The sequence below is a fragment of the Nitrospirota bacterium genome, from assembly GCA_040757335.1.
Taxonomy (GTDB): Bacteria; Nitrospirota; Nitrospiria; order 2-01-FULL-66-17; family 2-01-FULL-66-17; genus JBFLXB01.
This window is the reverse complement of record JBFLXB010000022.1, coordinates 44,411-60,089: the sequence shown is the minus strand read 5'-3', so window position 1 is coordinate 60,089 and position 15,679 is coordinate 44,411. Positions and strand designations below refer to the sequence as shown.

Below are 15,679 nucleotides of genomic sequence, written 5' to 3'. Positions count from 1 at the left end.
AGACTCGCTTCCGGCTGGATGCCCTTCCGTTGCCGGGCAGGGCTGGCTACCTGCTGGGTTCCGTTGAAAGGTTTCCACCCTCGCTCTACATGGCTTCCCCCTTTCCCAGGCTTCGCCTGGCGCACAAGGATCTGACCCCAAACAAGGTCAGGGGCGCAAGGGAGGAGCGGCCTCGGTCTTCCAGAGACGATACGTCAGGATGGCCCCGCCTGCGAGCAGGATCATGGCGGCGCTCACCAAGTACGGCGCGCGGACGGCCCCGACCATCAGATCTTCAGCGCGGAAGCTGCTGACGAAGGCGCGGATGGCGCCGTAAAACAGGATGTACAAACAGAACAGGAACCCGTCTCGCGTCCGGCGTGTCCGCAGCTTCCAAAGAAGCGCAAACGCGATCACGTTCAACACCAATTCGTACAACATGGCGGGGTGAAGCGGGACCTGGCCGAACTCATGGCCCGCGGGGCTGGTGGGCGGGAACACGATGCCCCACGGCAGATTCGTCGGGTAGCCGTGGACCTCGCCGTTCATGAAGTTGCCGAACCGGCCGAACGCCTGCCCCAGGATGACCGACGGCGCGCTCGCGTCGGCCAATCTCCAGAAGGGAATCTTGTGTTTGCGCACCCACCACCAGCCCGCGAGCGTGCCGCCGATCAAGCCGCCGTGGATCGCCAGCCCGCCGTGCCAGATCGCGGGGATCTCGAGCGGGTTTGCGCCGTAGTACCCCCAATTGAACGCGACGTAGTAGAGTCGCCCCCCCAGGATCCCTGAGAACAGGACCAGCGTGAGGAACGACCACCGGTCGTCGTCGGAGATCGGCAGCCTTTTGCGCACGATCTCCTTTCCCAAGAGCCAGCCGCCGGCAAGGAACGCCGCGAGGTACATGAGCCCGTACCAGCGGACGACGATCGGGCCGATTTCGATTACGTTGGGATGCACGCTGGATGGAACGACGTGCTCACGCCCCGCGGGTCGTGGCGACTTTGGTCCGCGGGCGCTGGCCGCGACGTTGGTACTGATCCACCGCCCTGTTGTGTTCGCGCAGGGTGCGGGAGAAGTGATGAGTGCCGTCGTTGCGGGCGACGAAATACAAGTAGTCCACCGGCGAAGGATACAGCGCGGCCTCCAAGGCCTCGCGCCCGGGGTTCGCGATCGGACCCGGCGGAAGCCCTCGACGGCGGTACGTGTTGTAGGGATTGTCGCGAACCAGATCCACCTTCCGCAGGTTGCCGTTGAAGTCTTTGATCGGATAAATCACGGTGGGATCGCTTTGCAGCGGCATCCGCCGACGGAGCCGATTGTGAAAGACCGCCGAGATGATCGGCCGCTCGATCCCGGCTCCCGTCTCCTTCTCGATGATCGAGGCCAACGTGACCACCTGGTGCTGAGTGAGCCCCAAGTCTGCGGCGCGTGCGGCCCACACCGGCTGATACGTCTCTCGGAACCGCTCGACCATGCGTCGAACCATATCGGCGGTGGCGACGCCGCGTGGAAACGCGTAGGTATCCGGGAACAGGTACCCCTCGAGGCTCGGCACATCGAGTCCGAGCTCGCGCGCGAACTCGGGAGACTCCGCGAGCGTCAACAGCTCGTCCGGATCGCCGAGTCCGGCATCCCGCAGAACCGCGGCGATCTGCCGGACTGAATACCCCTCGGGAATCGTCAGCGGATGGAGCACCACCAGGCCGTGCCGAAACCGGTGCAGCATTTCCAGCGGGCGCATGGTGGGCGACAGCGCGTACTCCCCCGGCTTGAGCTGTCGTTCGCTGCCCGTCAATCGTCCGAACATGACAAAGTACGCTTGGTTGCGGATCAAGCCTTCGTCGGCAAGCCGTGAGGCCACGCGCGCCAGTGGCTCGTCCCGAACGATTTCAAAAGTGATGGGTCCGCCGTCACCGCCCGGGGGAGACGCCAAAAACGCGGCCACGTGGGTGCCGAACGCCAACATCCCCAGCATGATGAACAGGCCAAAGAGGGCGGCGTATTTGGGCGGGGCTACGCGGCGCATGGTCTCCGTCGCCTTCGATGCACCCGATGCAACGCGTCAAGAGAGCGCATCGGACTCCCGATTCGCGCGAGCGTCGAGAAAGTGCTGGAGGATCACCACCGCGGCGGTCTTGTCGACCACCCGCCGACGCTTCGCGCGGGAGACGTCGGCGTCGAGCAGCACCCGTTCGGCGGCAACGGTCGAGAAGCGCTCATCCCAGGTCAGGATCGGCACCGTAACCACCGATTCCAGGCGTTTGATGAACGCGCGGACAGTTTGGGCTCTCGGCCCGGCGGTCCCATCGAGCGCCAGCGGAAGCCCCACCACGACCGCTTCCGCCTCCCGTGCTTCGACCAGCCGCGCGATCTCAGTCAGGTCCGCGGCCCACGACCGTCGGTGGAGGGTCGTCACCCCTTGCGCCGTGATCCCCAACTCATCGCTCGCCGCGATGCCGATCCGCCGGTCTCCGACGTCCAGCGCCAACACCCGGCGTAGTCGTAGCGCAGCGGTCACCCCGGCCGTCATCGCTTGGCTGAGGAGTTCCGCGACAGCGCGTCGACTTTCTGCGACAGCTCGTGAAGCTGTCGCTCGATCGCGCCCAGATCGCTCCGGCCCGGTCGCACCGCCTTGACCACCGCGTCCAACCCGCCCTTGAGCGCGCGCTCGACACCCTGCGCCGACTCTTCGCATGAGGAGACAAACTCCCGAACCTTGGTCGACTGCTTGTCTTGGGCGCTCTCCCCCTTCTTGACCAAGTCGTCCACCACGTCGTTGACCATCGCGCGGACACCCAATCCCGCCAGCACCGCCTTCTTCATAACCCGATACATGATCGACCTCCATTCCTCGCTTGCGAAACCGAACCTGCACTGCGCCCTGAACGCAGAATCCGATGCCCGCTTCCACTCAGGTCGCGAAGCAACGCAGGCGCGAAGTTTAGCGCCGAGGCTCGGAGACGGTTTTGACCTGCGTTCCGCAAGCCCACCTCACCCCTTCCTTGCCATCGCCTCGACCAATTCATCCACCCGCGCGAGCGCCGCGTCGAGCGCTCCCGGCTCGCGCCCTCCGGCCTGCCCCATGGTCGCGTTCCCTCCGCCGGAACCGCCGACCAGATCAGCCACCGTCCGCACCAGGTTACCGGCGTGAAAGCGCTTACTGAGATCCGGTGTCACCGCAGCGATCAGGTTCACCTTCCCGTCCACGACCGAGCCCAATACCACCACACCGGACTTGATTTGTTCACGCACGCGGTCGGCGGCCGCGCGCAAATCCTTGGTCTCCAAGCCGTCGATGCGACGCACGACGACCGAGACCCCGGCCACGGTGCGGCCTTCTTGGGTGGACGAGTCCTTAGCGCCTCCGCCGGCCAGACGCGCCTTGAGTTGTTCGACCTCGCGCTCGCGCGCCCTCAAGGCGTCGACCAGTTTGCGGGCTTTGGACACCGCTTCCTGCGGCTGGACTTTGAGCAGCGCCGCGATTTCAGCCAGATCGCTCGTGTCTTTCTTGGTCGCGAGGTACGCGGCCTCGCCGGCCACGGCTTCGATCCGACGGACACCCGCGGCCACCCCGCCTTCGCGGACGATCTTTAAGAGTCCCAGCTCCCCGGTGTCGCGCGTGTGGGTGCCCCCGCAGAGCTCTTTACTGAACGAGCCGATCGACACCACGCGAACGCGATCCCCGTACTTTTCACCGAAGAACGCCAAGGCCCCGCTGGCCAGCGCATCCCGTTGCGACATCCACGCCTTCTCGACGTGATGGTCTTCCTGGATACGCCGATTGACCTCCTGCTCGATTCGCTCCATTTCGCGCGCGGACAACGGCGCAAAGTGGTGGAAATCGAAGCGCAGGCGGTCCGGCGCCACCAGCGATCCCGCCTGCTTGACGTGATCGCCCAACACTTCCCGGAGCGTGGCGTGTAGGATATGGGTGCCGGTGTGGTGGTTGGAACTGGCTTGCCGAGACGTCGGGTTGACGGTCACGCGGTAACGCTCGCCTTCGATCAACCGGCCGCGTCCCACGGTCGCGGCATGCACGAACAACCCTTTGACCGGAATCACGGTGTCGCGAATCCGGGCATCCACGTTCGGGCTCTCCACCTCAGCCTGGTCGCCCACTTGCCCCCCGCCCTCGCCGTAACACGGGGTATGATCGAAGACCAGTTCGACCTGTTCGCCTGCTCGGGCCTCTCGTACCCGCGCACCGTCCCTCAAGATCGCGAGCAGGCGGACGTCGGCCTCCAGCGTGTCGTCGCCGACGAACGTCGTCGGTCCGGTATCCGACAGCGTGTCCTTGTAAATCGTCTGCACGGCCTGCGCTTCGAAGCCCCCGGCGGCGCGCGCTCGCTCGCGCTGCTCGTCCATCGCGGCCGCGAACCCCGCCTCGTCCAACGCGAGGCCGTGTTCCTTGGCCACGTCCGCGATCAAGTCCATCGGAAAGCCGTAGGTGTCGTACAGCTTGAAGAGATCGGCCCCCGACAGCGCTGCGGTGCGCGAGCGCTCGGCGGCCGCGACCAGATCCGAGAGGACCGTCATCCCGTGGCTCAGGGTCTGGGCGAAGCGCTCCTCCTCGGCGAGCAGGGTCCGCGCCACGGCCTGGCGGTGCCGCGCCAGCTCGGGGTAGGCGTGGTGCATTTGGTCGATCACCGCGCCGGAGAGTTCGTGAAGGAACGGCCCCTCAAACCCGAGGACCTTGCCGTGCCGGCCCGCCCGCCGAAGGATGCGGCGCACCACATACCCCCGGCCCTCATTGGAGGGCAGCACCCCGTCGGAAAGCAGGAACGTGAGCGCCCGGAGGTGGTCGGCGATCACGCGCATCGACACGTCCGTCCCCGCGTCGCGACCGTACGTCCGGCCGCAGGCCTGCCCGATCGCGGCCAGCAGGGGACGGAACAGATCGCTGTCGTAGTTACTCAGAACGCCCTGCGTGACCGCGGCCACCCGCTCCAGCCCCATCCCGGTATCGATGCTGGGGCGCGGCAGCGGCGACAATGTCCCGGACGCGTCGCGGTCGTACTGCATGAACACCAGGTTCCAGATCTCGAGATAGCGATCGCAGTCGCAACCCACCCCGCAGGTGGGTTTGCCGCATCCGACCTGCTCGCCCTGATCCACGTAGATCTCCGAGCAGGGGCCGCAGGGGCCGGTCTCACCCATCTGCCAGAAGTTGTCTTTCTCGCCCAGGCGCACGATGCGTTCGGCCGGCACACCGATGACTTCGCGCCACAACCGCGCCGCCTCGTCGTCCTCTCGAAACACCGTCACCCACAGGCGTACGGGAGGGAGCTTGAGGATCTCGGTGACGAACTCCCACCCCATCCGAATCGCCCCGTCCTTGAAGTAATCGCCGAACGAGAAATTGCCCAACATCTCGAAAAACGTGTGATGTCGCCCGGTGTAGCCCACGTGTTCGAGATCGTTGTGTTTGCCGCCGGCGCGGACGCATTTCTGCACGGAAACCGCCCGCGTATACGGCCGCGGCTCCTCGCCCAGGAAGGTTTGTTTGAATTGCACCATGCCCGCGTTGGTGAACAGGAGCGTGGGATCCTGAGCCGGAATCAGCGACGAGCTGGGAACGAGCGTGTGACCGTGCCGGGTCGCGAAGAAGTCGCAGAACGCGCGCCGGAGATCATTTGCGTTCACTTGCCGAACCGTTCGACCTTGAACGCCGGAGGCTCAGCCGCGGCCGGTGCCGCCTTGTCGGTCTCCCACGTGAGATCGCCGGTGGACTGCACGCCCTTCATCTTGAGCGCGAAGTCGTCGGGATTCGAGCACCAGCGCAACGCCTCTTCGTAGGCCACGAGTTTTTCGCGACACAACTGCGCCAGGGACTGATCAAAGGTCTGCATCCCGTACTGGGACGTCCCGGCGGTGATCACGTCGTGGATCCGCCGGGTCTTGTCGGGGTCGATCACGCACTCGCGGATGGTCTGCGTGGCGACCATCACCTCCACCGCGGGCACGCGCCCCTGGCCGTCCATGCGGGGCACCAGCCGCTGGGAGATCACGCCCTTGATGATCGCGGCCAGTTGCAGGCGCACTTGTTTCTGCTGGTAGGGCGGGAACACCGAGATGATACGGTTCACCGTCTCGGTCGCGTCTACGGTGTGCAGCGTGCTCAGCACCAAGTGCCCGGTTTCCGCGGCGATGAGCGCGGTCGAAATCGTCTCGAAGTCCCGCATCTCACCGACCAGGATCACGTCGGGATCCTGGCGCAGCGCGGACCGCAACGCCACGCTGAAGGACTCGGTGTCCGCGCCGATCTCCCGCTGGCTGACCAGACACTTCCGATCCCGATGCAGGAACTCGATGGGATCTTCGATCGTGATGACGTTCTCCGTACGGCTGCGGTTGATGTAGTCGATAATCGCAGCCAAGGTCGTAGACTTGCCGCTTCCGGTGGTTCCAGTCACCAGAATCAATCCACGCGTCTCGCCGGCCAACTTTTCGATCACGGCGGGCAGGTGCAGATCCTGGAACGTGAGAATCTTGGTGGGAACGGATCGGAACACCATGTTGACGGTTCCGCGTTGCTGGTAGAGGTTGACGCGGAACCGCCCCAGACCCGGTGCGCTGTACGCCAAGTCGATCTCGGATTTCTCCTTGAACCGCTGCTTCTGGGTGTTGTTCATGATCGAGAACGCGATGGCGACCGCGTCCTCCTGGGTGAGGCGAACCGAGGGATCCAACGGCTCCAGGTGCCCATCGACCCGGACGGTCGGAGGACTGCCCACCTTCAAATGGAGGTCGGAACCCCGTTTGGCCACCGCCGCCTTCAACAATTCGTCAATGTTTAAGCTCACGCTTCGGCTCCCTTTTGAAGCCCCTTCTCGCGCGGGATCAGACCGTACGCCTCCCGGATGCGGGCTTCGATCTCCTTCGCCACCGCGGCCTGCTCCCGCAGAAAGTGCTTCGCGTTCTCGCGCCCTTGCCCGATCCGGTCGCCCTTGTAAGCATACCAGGCTCCGCTCTTTTCAACGATCCCTTTCTCCACCCCCAGGTCGATCATCTCGCCCAGCCTCGAAATCCCTTCATTGAACATGATATCAAAATCAGCCTGACGGAACGGCGGCGCCATCTTGTTTTTGACGACTTTCACGCGCACGCGGCTGCCCACCACGTCCTGCCCTTCTTTGAGGGCATCGGTCCGTCGGATGTCCAGGCGGACCGACGCGTAGAACTTGAGCGCGTTGCCGCCGGTGGTGGTTTCGGGATTCCCGAACATCACGCCGATCTTCATCCGGATCTGGTTGATAAAAATGACCGTGGTGTGTGACTTGCTGATCGCGGCCGTGAGCTTGCGCATGGCTTGCGACATGAGGCGAGCCTGCAACCCCATGTGCGAGTCGCCCATCTCCCCCTCCAACTCGGCTCGCGGCACCAGCGCGGCCACCGAGTCCACCACCACGACGTCCAGTGCGCCGCTGCGCACCAGCGTTTCCGTGATCTCCAGCGCTTGCTCCCCGGTGTCCGGCTGCGAGACCAGCAGGTCGTCGGTCTTGACGCCGAGGCGCTTGGCGTACGCCATATCCAGGGCGTGTTCGGCGTCGATAAAAGCCGCGACGCCGCCCTCTGCCTGGGCCGCGGCAACCGCTTGCAGCGAGAGCGTGGTCTTCCCCGACGACTCCGGTCCGAAGATCTCCACAATCCGGCCTCGCGGCAACCCCCCGACGCCGAGGGCGATGTCGAGTCCCAGCGATCCCGAGGGGATGACCGACGTCTCGATCACGGCGCCATCCGCGCCCAGGCGCATAATGGTCCCCTTGCCGAACTGTTTCTCGATTTGCGCCAGCGCCAGATCCAGCGCCTTCATCCGGTTGCCTTGCTGCTCCTTCTCCTTTGCAATCATCCTCGCCTCCTCCTAGGAGCGCGTTCGGGAACGGCCATCTGCGGCGTTGTCGCTACGCATCCGGTGCTCACGTCTCTGTAGGGGCGTATCGCGATACGCCCCTACAGCTCCGGTGCTCGCTCCGCCTTGCATCTGGCGCGTTCCTGAACGCGCTGACAAGACCCACTGCTCCGTCGCACTCCCTGACGCTGTCGCGTTCAACTCGCCGCGTTACCCGTGAGCCGTAGTGCTTCCAGCACCGTGTAGATCGACCCTTCCGAAGTCAATCGGCTTTCCATCAGCCGGATTTCGGTTACCATCCACTCCCCAGCGGAGCCACTCAGCGCCGGCGGCAGCGGTTCCGCGAGCACCGCGTCGACGCTGGTTCTGGGGGGCGGCGTGCGCCACCGTCCCAACGTCACATGCGGATGGAACGGTCGTTCGTCCGGCGTGAACCCTTCGGCGGACAACGCCTGCTCCACCCGCCGCTGCAATCGGAGCAGTCCGCCGGAGGGATCCTGCACCCCTAACCACAGCACGGTGGCGCGACCGGGATGGGGGAAGACCCCGATCCCGCCGGCGTGGACCCGACAAGGCGGACACTCCCGCGCCACATCGCTCAGCCGCGCCGCGATGCCTGGAACGCGGGAACGCGCGATCTGCCCCAGAAACGCGAGGGTGACGTGCGAGCCGTCCGGCTGCACCCACCGCACACCCGCCGTGTGACGCGCCAGGCGCTCCCGGAGCACTGTCAAGCCGCCCAGCCACGCATCGGGTACGTGAACCGCCACGAAGCTGCGCAGCGATTCCGTTTCGCCGGCCGCCGGGCGGGATCCGCTTCCGGTCCTCACGCCCCCAAGACGAACCGCCGGACCGCGTTCAACCCGAACTGCGAAAACGCGAGCTTGGTATCCGTGCGCGAACCCGTGAACCGCCACCGGCTGGTCTCGGTGCCACGATCGCTGGCCAGGCCGACGACCAGCGTGCCGACCGGTTTCTCGGGGGTCCCGCCTTCCGGTCCCGCGATGCCCGTCAAGGACAAGCCCATGTCGCTGCCCGCGTGTCGGCGTGCGCCTTGGGCCATCTGCGCCGCGACCGGCTCGCTGACCGCACCGTACGTGGCCAATTGTTCGCGGTCCACGCCCAGCCAGCTCATTTTGGCTTCGTTGGCATACGTCACCCAGCCGCCGACAAAATACCGGGAGCTGCCCGGCACGTCAGTCAGCCGATGCCCCACCAACCCTCCGGTGCACGATTCGGCAACAGCCAGCGTCCACCCCTTGGCGAGCAGCGCGTCGCCCACCACGGCCTCCATGGCCCGGCCGTCGAACGCGTACACCGCGTCACCCAATCGCTGGGCGATCGCCGAAACGAGGTGGTTCAAGCCGACGACCGAACGATCCCCGCCCCTCGCCCGCAACCGGATCTCCACGCCTTTGGGTGACGCCAACATTCCGGTCTCACACGCGGCGTCGCGGAACAGATCCGACAACCGCTGATCCACTTCCGATTCACTGAGCCCGAACGTGTGTATCGTGCGCCGAGTCATCGGCGCCGCCCCGGCGGTCAGTCGCGAGAGCCACGGGGCAACGGCCGTGTCGAACATGGCGCGCATCTCCGACGGCACCCCGGGGAGCGCCACCAGGGAGACGGCTCGTTCCGTCAGTCGAAACCCCGGCGCGATTCCCACGGGATTCCGCAAGATGTCCGCCCCGGCGGGCAAGAACGCCAGCCGTTCGCTCGCCGGCGTGGCCTCGCGCCCCCGTCGGCGGTAGGCGGCCCGGATATCGGCCGCCACCTCCTCCCGAAGCGTCAGATCACGTCCCAGGGCCTTCGCCACGACTCGGGTGGTAATGTCGTCGTGCGTCAGCCCGAGCCCTCCGGTCATGATGACCAACGACGCCCGCGCCATGGCATCCGTCAACGCGCGGGCGAGCGTGGCCTCGTCGTCCCCGACCACGGTTTTGGCCGACACCCGAATCCCGAGGGCGGCCAAGGCGTCGGAGAGCGCCACCGTGTTCGTGTCGATCCGGTCCCCCCAAAGCAATTCCGTGCCGACCGCAATCAACTCGGTCTTCAGACCACTCCCGCTGCCCACAGTCCTATCCGCACGAGCACGTTGGTGTAGAGACCCGCGACCAGATCGTCGAGCATAATGCCCCACCCCCCGGGCTGCGCTTCGAGGCGACGGAGCGGAAACGGTTTGGCGATATCGAAAATCCGAAAACAGAGAAAGGCGATCAGCACGTCGCCGGCTCGAAGCGGTAAAGCAAACAGGGCCACGAGCATGCCGACGACCTCGTCGATCACCACGACCGACGGATCTTTACGCCCTGTGGTGCGCTCAACGCGGGTGGCGACCGCGACCCCGAGCCCGAACAGCGCGGCGGTTCCCACCACATACCAGCCCGGACCCAACAAGCGTCCGGCCGCCCAACCGACGGCCGCGCCGACGAGGCTTCCGGCGGTGCCGGGCGCCCACGGTGCGGCTCCAACGCCCCCGGCCGTAGCCACCCACCATGCCCATCGCCGTTGCACCGCGTCGCCGTCTCCTCCCGGAGGTTGCGCGGCCCGCACGGGACGTCGTCCCGCACCGCCGTGCAAGGCGGCTGATTCTATCACCCGGTTGAGAGAGGGGTCAAGACAACTCGCCCCGAAGAGGACATCCCAACAAGGAATGCTCGTCGTACGCCGTCGACTCAGCGCGGCGCGAGCGGCCAGCCCGCGGGGAAAATTTTTTGACCGAGGTACATTTTTTTTCTTGACTTGGCACTTGATTCAGTTATAGTACGGACCAAAATTTCATATGTGCCGCTCGCGCGTCGTGCGAGCGGTTCGACGACATCCGAAGCGGACGCGGCTTCGCTTCGAACGCGCCCAATGGTGGGACGCGGTGAGGAAAGGGGGACGGAACGGTGCACGGATTAGGGACCCATCTTCTGGTGGAGCTCAAGGCGTGCAATGCCAGGTTACTCAACGATCTGAAGAAGGTTGAACTGATCATGGTCGAAGCGGCCAAAGCCGCCAAAGCCACGATCGTGGATGTCCACTTCCACAAATTCTCTCCCTTCGGAATCAGCGGCGTGGTGGTGATCGCCGAGTCCCATCTTTCCATCCACACTTGGCCCGAATACGGGTATGCCGCGGTGGATATTTTTACCTGCGGCGACGTCCTGAAACCCGAGGTCGCCGCGGAGTTCTTGGTCGAGAAGTTCCAATCCAAACATCCTTCGATTATGGAGGTACGGCGAGGAATTCTGTCCAAGGGCAACGTGAAGCTGCCTCACAAGACGGTTCCCGCCGTCGAGGAAATGCCCGTCGATGATCGAGTCAAAGAGCTACAAATGGTTCCTTGACTTCCTCAATCCTGAGGAAGGTCATATGCATGGCATCCGGACCATGCTCTTCTCCGCCAAAACCAAGTATCAGGAGGTGGAGATCATGGACACCGGGAGCTACGGCCGTTGTCTCGTGCTGGACGGCAAGATGCAGTCCTCCGAAGCCGATGAATTCATCTACCACGAGGCGCTGGTCCATCCCGCGCTCCTGACCCACCCCGAACCCAAACGGGTGTTCATTGTCGGCGGCGGCGAGGGCGCCACGCTCCGCGAGATTCTCCGTCACCGCTCGGTCGAGCGCGTGTTGATGGTCGACATCGACCAGGAAGTGGTGGAGCGGTGCAAACAATTTCTCCCCGAGTGGCATCAAGGCTCGTTTGACGACCCCCGGGTGGAGCTCAAGTTCCTCGACGCCCGCAAGTACCTCGAGGAAACGAGCGATACCTACGACGCGATCATCATCGATATTTCGGAGCCGGTCGAAGAAGGCCCCGCGTACCTGCTCTACACCAAAGAGTTTTACCAAATCGTGAAGCGGCGTCTGACCCCGCAGGGCACGATCACGTTGCAAGCCGGTTCGACCGCGGTGAACAGCATGTTCTGTTTCGCCGCCGTCTGCCAGACCCTGAAGACCGCGTTTCCGATCGTGGCGCCCTATCAGACATCGATTCCGTCGTTCGGGCTTCCGTGGGGCTTCGCGGTGGCGTCAAAGAGTCTCGATCCCCGCTCGGTGTCGCCGAACGAAATCGACGAGCGGATCACCAAGCGAATCAACGGTGAACTACGCTACTACCACGGAGAGATCCACCAGGGTCAGTTCCTCCTTCCCAAGCACCTGGTAAAGCGTCTGGCCGCCGACGACCGGATCATCGAAGACAATCAGCCGTTGTTTACGTACCACTGACCCGGCCTTCGTGACGGCATAGGAAGGGACCACGCCGCGGCATCGCGAGTCAGATGCCCTGACACACACATCGTGAACAACGCTAGCGAGCCGTCTCCGCAATCCACCGACCCTGACCCAGCGCCTTCAGCAACGCTTCCCCCTCCCTCAACCATTGAGGCCGACGAACAGCTCCGCACGCCGCTGTTCGACGCGATGGTCGGACTGGCGGAGAGTCGCAAGGTGTCCTTTCACACCCCGGGCCACAAGAGCGGAAAGGGGATCTCTACCCGTTTCCGGAAGTTCGTCGGCCCCAAGATCTTCTCCATCGACCTCACCACGCTCGACGAAGTCGATTCGCTGCAAAAGCCCCGCGGGGTCATCAAGGAGGCGCAGGAACTCGCGGCCAAGGCGTATGGCGCGGACCGCTCCTATTTCCTGGTCAACGGCACGACCGGCGGCAATCAGGCCATGATCCTCGCGGCGTGTAACCCGGGCGACAGGGTCTTGATCGCGCGCAACGCCCACAAGTCCGTGTTGGCCGGGCTCATCTTATCCGGCGCGCAACCGGTGTTCTACAGCCCGCGGGTCGACGCGCGTCTCCAGATCATGCTCAATGTGACGTTCGCGGAAACCAAGGCCGCGATCGACGCGCACCCCGAGTGCAAGGTCCTGTTTCTCACCAGCCCCAACTACTACGGGATCTGCGCGGATCTGGAACGCATCGTCCCATATGCCCACGAGAAGGGCGTGGTGGTGCTGGTGGACGAAGCGCACGGCCCACACCTCAAGTTCCACCCCGACCTTCCGGCGTCGGCGCTGGAAGCCGGGGCCGACATGTGCGTGCAGAGCACCCACAAGATCATCGGGGGCATGACCCAGGCCTCCATGCTTCACGCCCGCGCGACACGCGTCAATTTGTCGATGGTGAGCAACGTGCTGCGTTTCGTGCAGACCACCAGCCCGTCCTACATCCTGATGGCGTCGCTCGACTTGGCGCGCATGCAAATGGCCACCGAGGGCGAGAAGCTGCTGGACAAGGCCATTCGGCTGGCACAAGACGCGCGTGCCCGCATCAACAAGATCCACGGGCTCTTTTGTCTCGGCAAGGACAATGTCGCGGGCAGCCTCTTCGCGCAGATGGGCGACCTCGACGTCACTAAGCTGACCATCACCGTGACGGACCTCGGACTCTCCGGCTATCAAGTCTCCCAAATTCTCAACACCAAGTATCACATCCAGGTCGAGATGGCGGACCCGTTCCACATCTTGGTGATCGTGAGCATCGGCGATCGCCAGGACGACCTGCGCCGGCTCGTCGACGCGCTTCGCGACATCGCGAAAGAATACGGCACTAGGTCGGGCCCGTCGCCGCTCGCCTCCGAGCCATTGCCCGCGTTCGGACACGACGCGGTGATGACCCCGCGCGAAGCGTTCTTCGCGGACCAAGACTACATCCCGCTGGATTCCGCGGTCGACGCGGTCTCGTCCGAGATCGTGACCGTGTATCCGCCAGGCATCCCGGTGCTGGTACCCGGCGAGATCATCACCGCGGACGCCGTGACCTATCTGAAACGTATGTTGGTGCTCGGCGGGACCGTGGACGGTTTGGACGAGACTAACAGCTGGATCGGCGTGGTCAAGCGCTAGGAGCCTGTTCATGAAAAGCCATCTGCGGCGTTGCCGCTTGCGCTCCGGTGCTCACGTATGCACCCAGTACGCTCCGCTCCGGTACTCAGCGGCGCCTTGCATCTGGCCTTTCCTGAACAGGCTCCGCTCTCGCGGTCGCGCACCACATCTCTGTACGTTGACCGGTCAACTGGCGAACCGGCCAACCGGCTAACTAACGCTCCTCTTAGGAAGCCCGCGATGACGCCCAAAGTCTCGTCGGTGCTCACCTCGCTTTACGAGGAGCGGACCTCCGCGTTCTTGTATCGGGCGATGGAAGCAGCGGAGACCGCTTCCCCTTCCCGCGCCGCCTTGTTCGCCAAGCTGCGCGTCGCGTCTGAGCGCCAGGCCGCGCTGTGGGAAAGCCGCTTGCAGACGCTGGGCGGCACCGCCCCTCCATTCCGTCCTCCCCTGCGCGCCAAGATCGCGGTCCTGCTGCTCCGCGCGTTGGGCCCTCGCCCGATCCTCCCCGTGCTCGCAGCCATGAAAGTCCGAGGGCTGTCCGTCTACCGGCCCGGAGCCGTTCCTCCCGAGCCGCAGCTTGTGGAGTCCGTGCCGGCCATGGCCCCGACGCCGATCCCGGAGACGTGGCATCACGCCCGACAAGGCGGGGGGGCGTTGCGAGCGGCCGTGTTCGGCGTGAACGACGGCCTGGTCTCCAACGCCAGTCTGATCGTGGGGGTGGCTGCGGCCGGGGTGGACCCGCACAACGTGGCGATCGCGGGATTTTCAGGTCTGCTCGCGGGCAGTCTCTCCATGGCCACTGGTGAATATGTGTCCGTGAAGACGCAGCGCGAGCTGTTGGAACACCAACTCGCGCTGGAGCGGCACGAGCTCGAAGCCATGCCCGAGGAGGAGATCGACGAACTGGCCACAATCTACGAAGCCAAAGGCTTGTCCCCGGACGCGGCGCGCTCCGTAGCTTCTCGGCTAATCGCGGATCCCGAGCAAGGCCTCGACACACTCGCACGTGAAGAATTGGGGCTCAATCCCAGCGACCTAGTCTCCCCCCTTTCCGCCGCGCTGGCGTCCTTCGCAAGCTTCGCCGCCGGCGCATTGATCCCGCTGATCCCGTTTCTCCTTCCCACAGACGAACCCGGGCTGTTGGGATCGCTGCTCGCGATGGAAGCGGGATTGCTGGTAGTCGGCGGGCTGATGAGCCTCTTTACAGGTCGGAGCGTGCTGTGGAGCGCGGCCAGGATGGCACTGCTGGGCTCGGCCGCTGCTGGGGCGACCTTTCTCATCGGCCGGTGGTTGGGCGTCGCGGTCGGTGGTTGACCGTTACAGCGTTACGACCGATGGGATGGCTGCCATCCGCTGATCCGCAGCGAACGGAAATTTCCTGGGAGCATCCACACCCGCCAACGCGCACTCATCGGTCACCAGCGCGTTGAGGTGGTTGATGAGCGCGTTGAGATCGCGTGCGGGGCGGGGGCCGCTCCAGACCGCGCGATCATAGCCCGGGATCAGATTCATGGCCTCGGTGAACGCGGTGGTCAACGCCACGCGCGCCACCTCCGGGACGTCCTCGGCCCACAGCTCGGACAGCCGGTCTAGGTCAGACGCCATGAGGCGAACCACGACCGGCACCACGCCGAACCGCGGCCCCTCGCTCGTCTCCTCCGCCGGCGCCTTGGTCAACACCACCCCGTATCCGCCCGCGGACTTAAATGCCCATGCGGGATCAGCGAGTCCAGGCCACGCCATGAATTCGACGAGGGTGAGGGGTCGATCGGTGGACACGACCTCCAGACTGAAATGATCCAGAAAGACTTCCCGCAGGCGCCACGTAGGCGAAAACGCCCGCAGCACGTCGCGCGCTTCGCGCCGAGGTCCCGCCAGTGCCGTCACCACCAACGCCAGTGGTACGCCACGCCACCCCGACGCTCCCGCGGGAGATTTCTTCTTGATCTTCTTGACCACGACGCGCGACCGCGCCGCGCTAACGAAGGACGCGAACGTTGGAGGCCGGCTTCGCCGTGC

15 protein-coding genes are annotated in these 15,679 nt (G+C 64.8%); 4 read left to right on the top strand and 11 right to left on the bottom strand.

The features are described from left to right. Positions 1 to 147: 147 nt before the first annotated feature. The 10 genes from lgt to AB1451_12005 form a co-directional block, all read right to left on the bottom strand. The gene (gene lgt, locus AB1451_12050) at positions 148 to 936 is read right to left on the bottom strand and encodes a prolipoprotein diacylglyceryl transferase (GenBank protein ID MEW6683635.1); all 789 of its coding nucleotides are present in this window, start codon (positions 934 to 936) and stop codon (positions 148 to 150) included. Positions 937 to 955: 19 nt separating this feature from the next. Beyond that, a complete protein-coding gene (gene mltG, locus AB1451_12045; protein ID MEW6683634.1) occupies positions 956 to 2,005 on the bottom strand; it encodes an endolytic transglycosylase MltG in 1,050 nt (349 codons plus the stop codon). A gap of 36 nt (positions 2,006 to 2,041) precedes the next feature. Continuing rightward, positions 2,042 to 2,497: a Holliday junction resolvase RuvX gene (gene ruvX / locus AB1451_12040; protein ID MEW6683633.1), complete on the bottom strand. Its 456-nt coding sequence runs from the start codon at positions 2,495 to 2,497 to the stop codon at positions 2,042 to 2,044. Positions 2,498 to 2,505: 8 nt separating this feature from the next. Then, entirely contained in the window at positions 2,506 to 2,814 is a 309-nt protein-coding gene (locus AB1451_12035) for a hypothetical protein (protein ID MEW6683632.1), read from the bottom strand. Between the two features lie 156 nt (positions 2,815 to 2,970). Then, positions 2,971 to 5,622 (bottom strand): alanine--tRNA ligase, encoded by a 2,652-nt coding sequence (gene alaS, locus AB1451_12030; GenBank protein MEW6683631.1) that lies wholly within the window; start codon positions 5,620 to 5,622, stop codon positions 2,971 to 2,973. Then, a complete protein-coding gene (locus AB1451_12025; protein MEW6683630.1) occupies positions 5,619 to 6,782 on the bottom strand; it encodes a type IV pilus twitching motility protein PilT in 1,164 nt (387 codons plus the stop codon). Before AB1451_12025 ends, alaS begins: the two co-directional genes overlap by 4 nt. After that, positions 6,779 to 7,828: a recombinase RecA gene (gene recA / locus AB1451_12020; GenBank protein MEW6683629.1), complete on the bottom strand. Its 1,050-nt coding sequence runs from the start codon at positions 7,826 to 7,828 to the stop codon at positions 6,779 to 6,781. Before recA ends, AB1451_12025 begins: the two co-directional genes overlap by 4 nt. A 197-nt stretch (positions 7,829 to 8,025) precedes the next feature. Continuing rightward, positions 8,026 to 8,598, bottom strand: coding sequence for an RNA 2',3'-cyclic phosphodiesterase (thpR, locus tag AB1451_12015; GenBank protein ID MEW6683628.1), 573 nt, complete (start codon positions 8,596 to 8,598; stop codon positions 8,026 to 8,028). A 56-nt stretch (positions 8,599 to 8,654) separates the two neighbouring features. Further along, positions 8,655 to 9,905, bottom strand: coding sequence for a competence/damage-inducible protein A (locus AB1451_12010; protein MEW6683627.1), 1,251 nt, complete (start codon positions 9,903 to 9,905; stop codon positions 8,655 to 8,657). Continuing rightward, a complete protein-coding gene (locus AB1451_12005) occupies positions 9,884 to 10,384 on the bottom strand; it encodes a phosphatidylglycerophosphatase A (GenBank protein MEW6683626.1) in 501 nt (166 codons plus the stop codon). The genes AB1451_12010 and AB1451_12005 overlap by 22 nt, the downstream gene beginning before the upstream one ends. A gap of 338 nt (positions 10,385 to 10,722) precedes the next feature. Between AB1451_12005 and speD the strand changes: the two genes are divergently transcribed. The 4 genes from speD to AB1451_11985 all read left to right on the top strand — a co-directional run bounded on the left by speD (position 10,723) and on the right by AB1451_11985 (position 14,974). Beyond that, the gene (speD, locus tag AB1451_12000; protein ID MEW6683625.1) at positions 10,723 to 11,163 is read left to right on the top strand and encodes an adenosylmethionine decarboxylase; all 441 of its coding nucleotides are present in this window, start codon (positions 10,723 to 10,725) and stop codon (positions 11,161 to 11,163) included. A gap of 25 nt (positions 11,164 to 11,188) precedes the next feature. Then, complete coding sequence (gene speE / locus AB1451_11995; GenBank protein MEW6683624.1) at positions 11,189 to 12,049, top strand: polyamine aminopropyltransferase; 861 nt, start codon at positions 11,189 to 11,191, stop codon at positions 12,047 to 12,049. A gap of 72 nt (positions 12,050 to 12,121) precedes the next feature. Further along, positions 12,122 to 13,678, top strand: coding sequence for an aminotransferase class I/II-fold pyridoxal phosphate-dependent enzyme (locus AB1451_11990; protein MEW6683623.1), 1,557 nt, complete (start codon positions 12,122 to 12,124; stop codon positions 13,676 to 13,678). A 219-nt stretch (positions 13,679 to 13,897) separates the two neighbouring features. Further along, positions 13,898 to 14,974 carry a VIT1/CCC1 transporter family protein gene (locus tag AB1451_11985; protein MEW6683622.1) on the top strand — a complete coding sequence of 359 codons (1,077 nt, stop codon included), beginning with the start codon at positions 13,898 to 13,900 and terminating at the stop codon, positions 14,972 to 14,974. A 3-nt stretch (positions 14,975 to 14,977) separates the two neighbouring features. Here AB1451_11985 and AB1451_11980 read toward each other — a convergent pair whose 3' ends face one another. Continuing rightward, positions 14,978 to 15,619, bottom strand: coding sequence for a hypothetical protein (locus AB1451_11980; protein MEW6683621.1), 642 nt, complete (start codon positions 15,617 to 15,619; stop codon positions 14,978 to 14,980). Between the last annotated feature and the right edge of the window lie 60 nt (positions 15,620 to 15,679).

Bases quoted from the DNA above. Each gene is read 5' to 3' on its own strand.
- mltG (MEW6683634.1), bottom strand. From the start codon at position 2,005: ATGCGCCGCGTAGCCCCGCCCAAATACGCCGCCCTCTTTGGCCTGTTC.
- AB1451_12035 (MEW6683632.1), bottom strand. From the start codon at position 2,814: ATGTATCGGGTTATGAAGAAGGCGGTGCTGGCGGGATTGGGTGTCCGC.
- recA (MEW6683629.1), bottom strand. From the start codon at position 7,828: ATGATTGCAAAGGAGAAGGAGCAGCAAGGCAACCGGATGAAGGCGCTG.
- speE (MEW6683624.1), top strand. From the start codon at position 11,189: ATGCATGGCATCCGGACCATGCTCTTCTCCGCCAAAACCAAGTATCAG.
- AB1451_11985 (MEW6683622.1), top strand. From the start codon at position 13,898: ATGACGCCCAAAGTCTCGTCGGTGCTCACCTCGCTTTACGAGGAGCGG.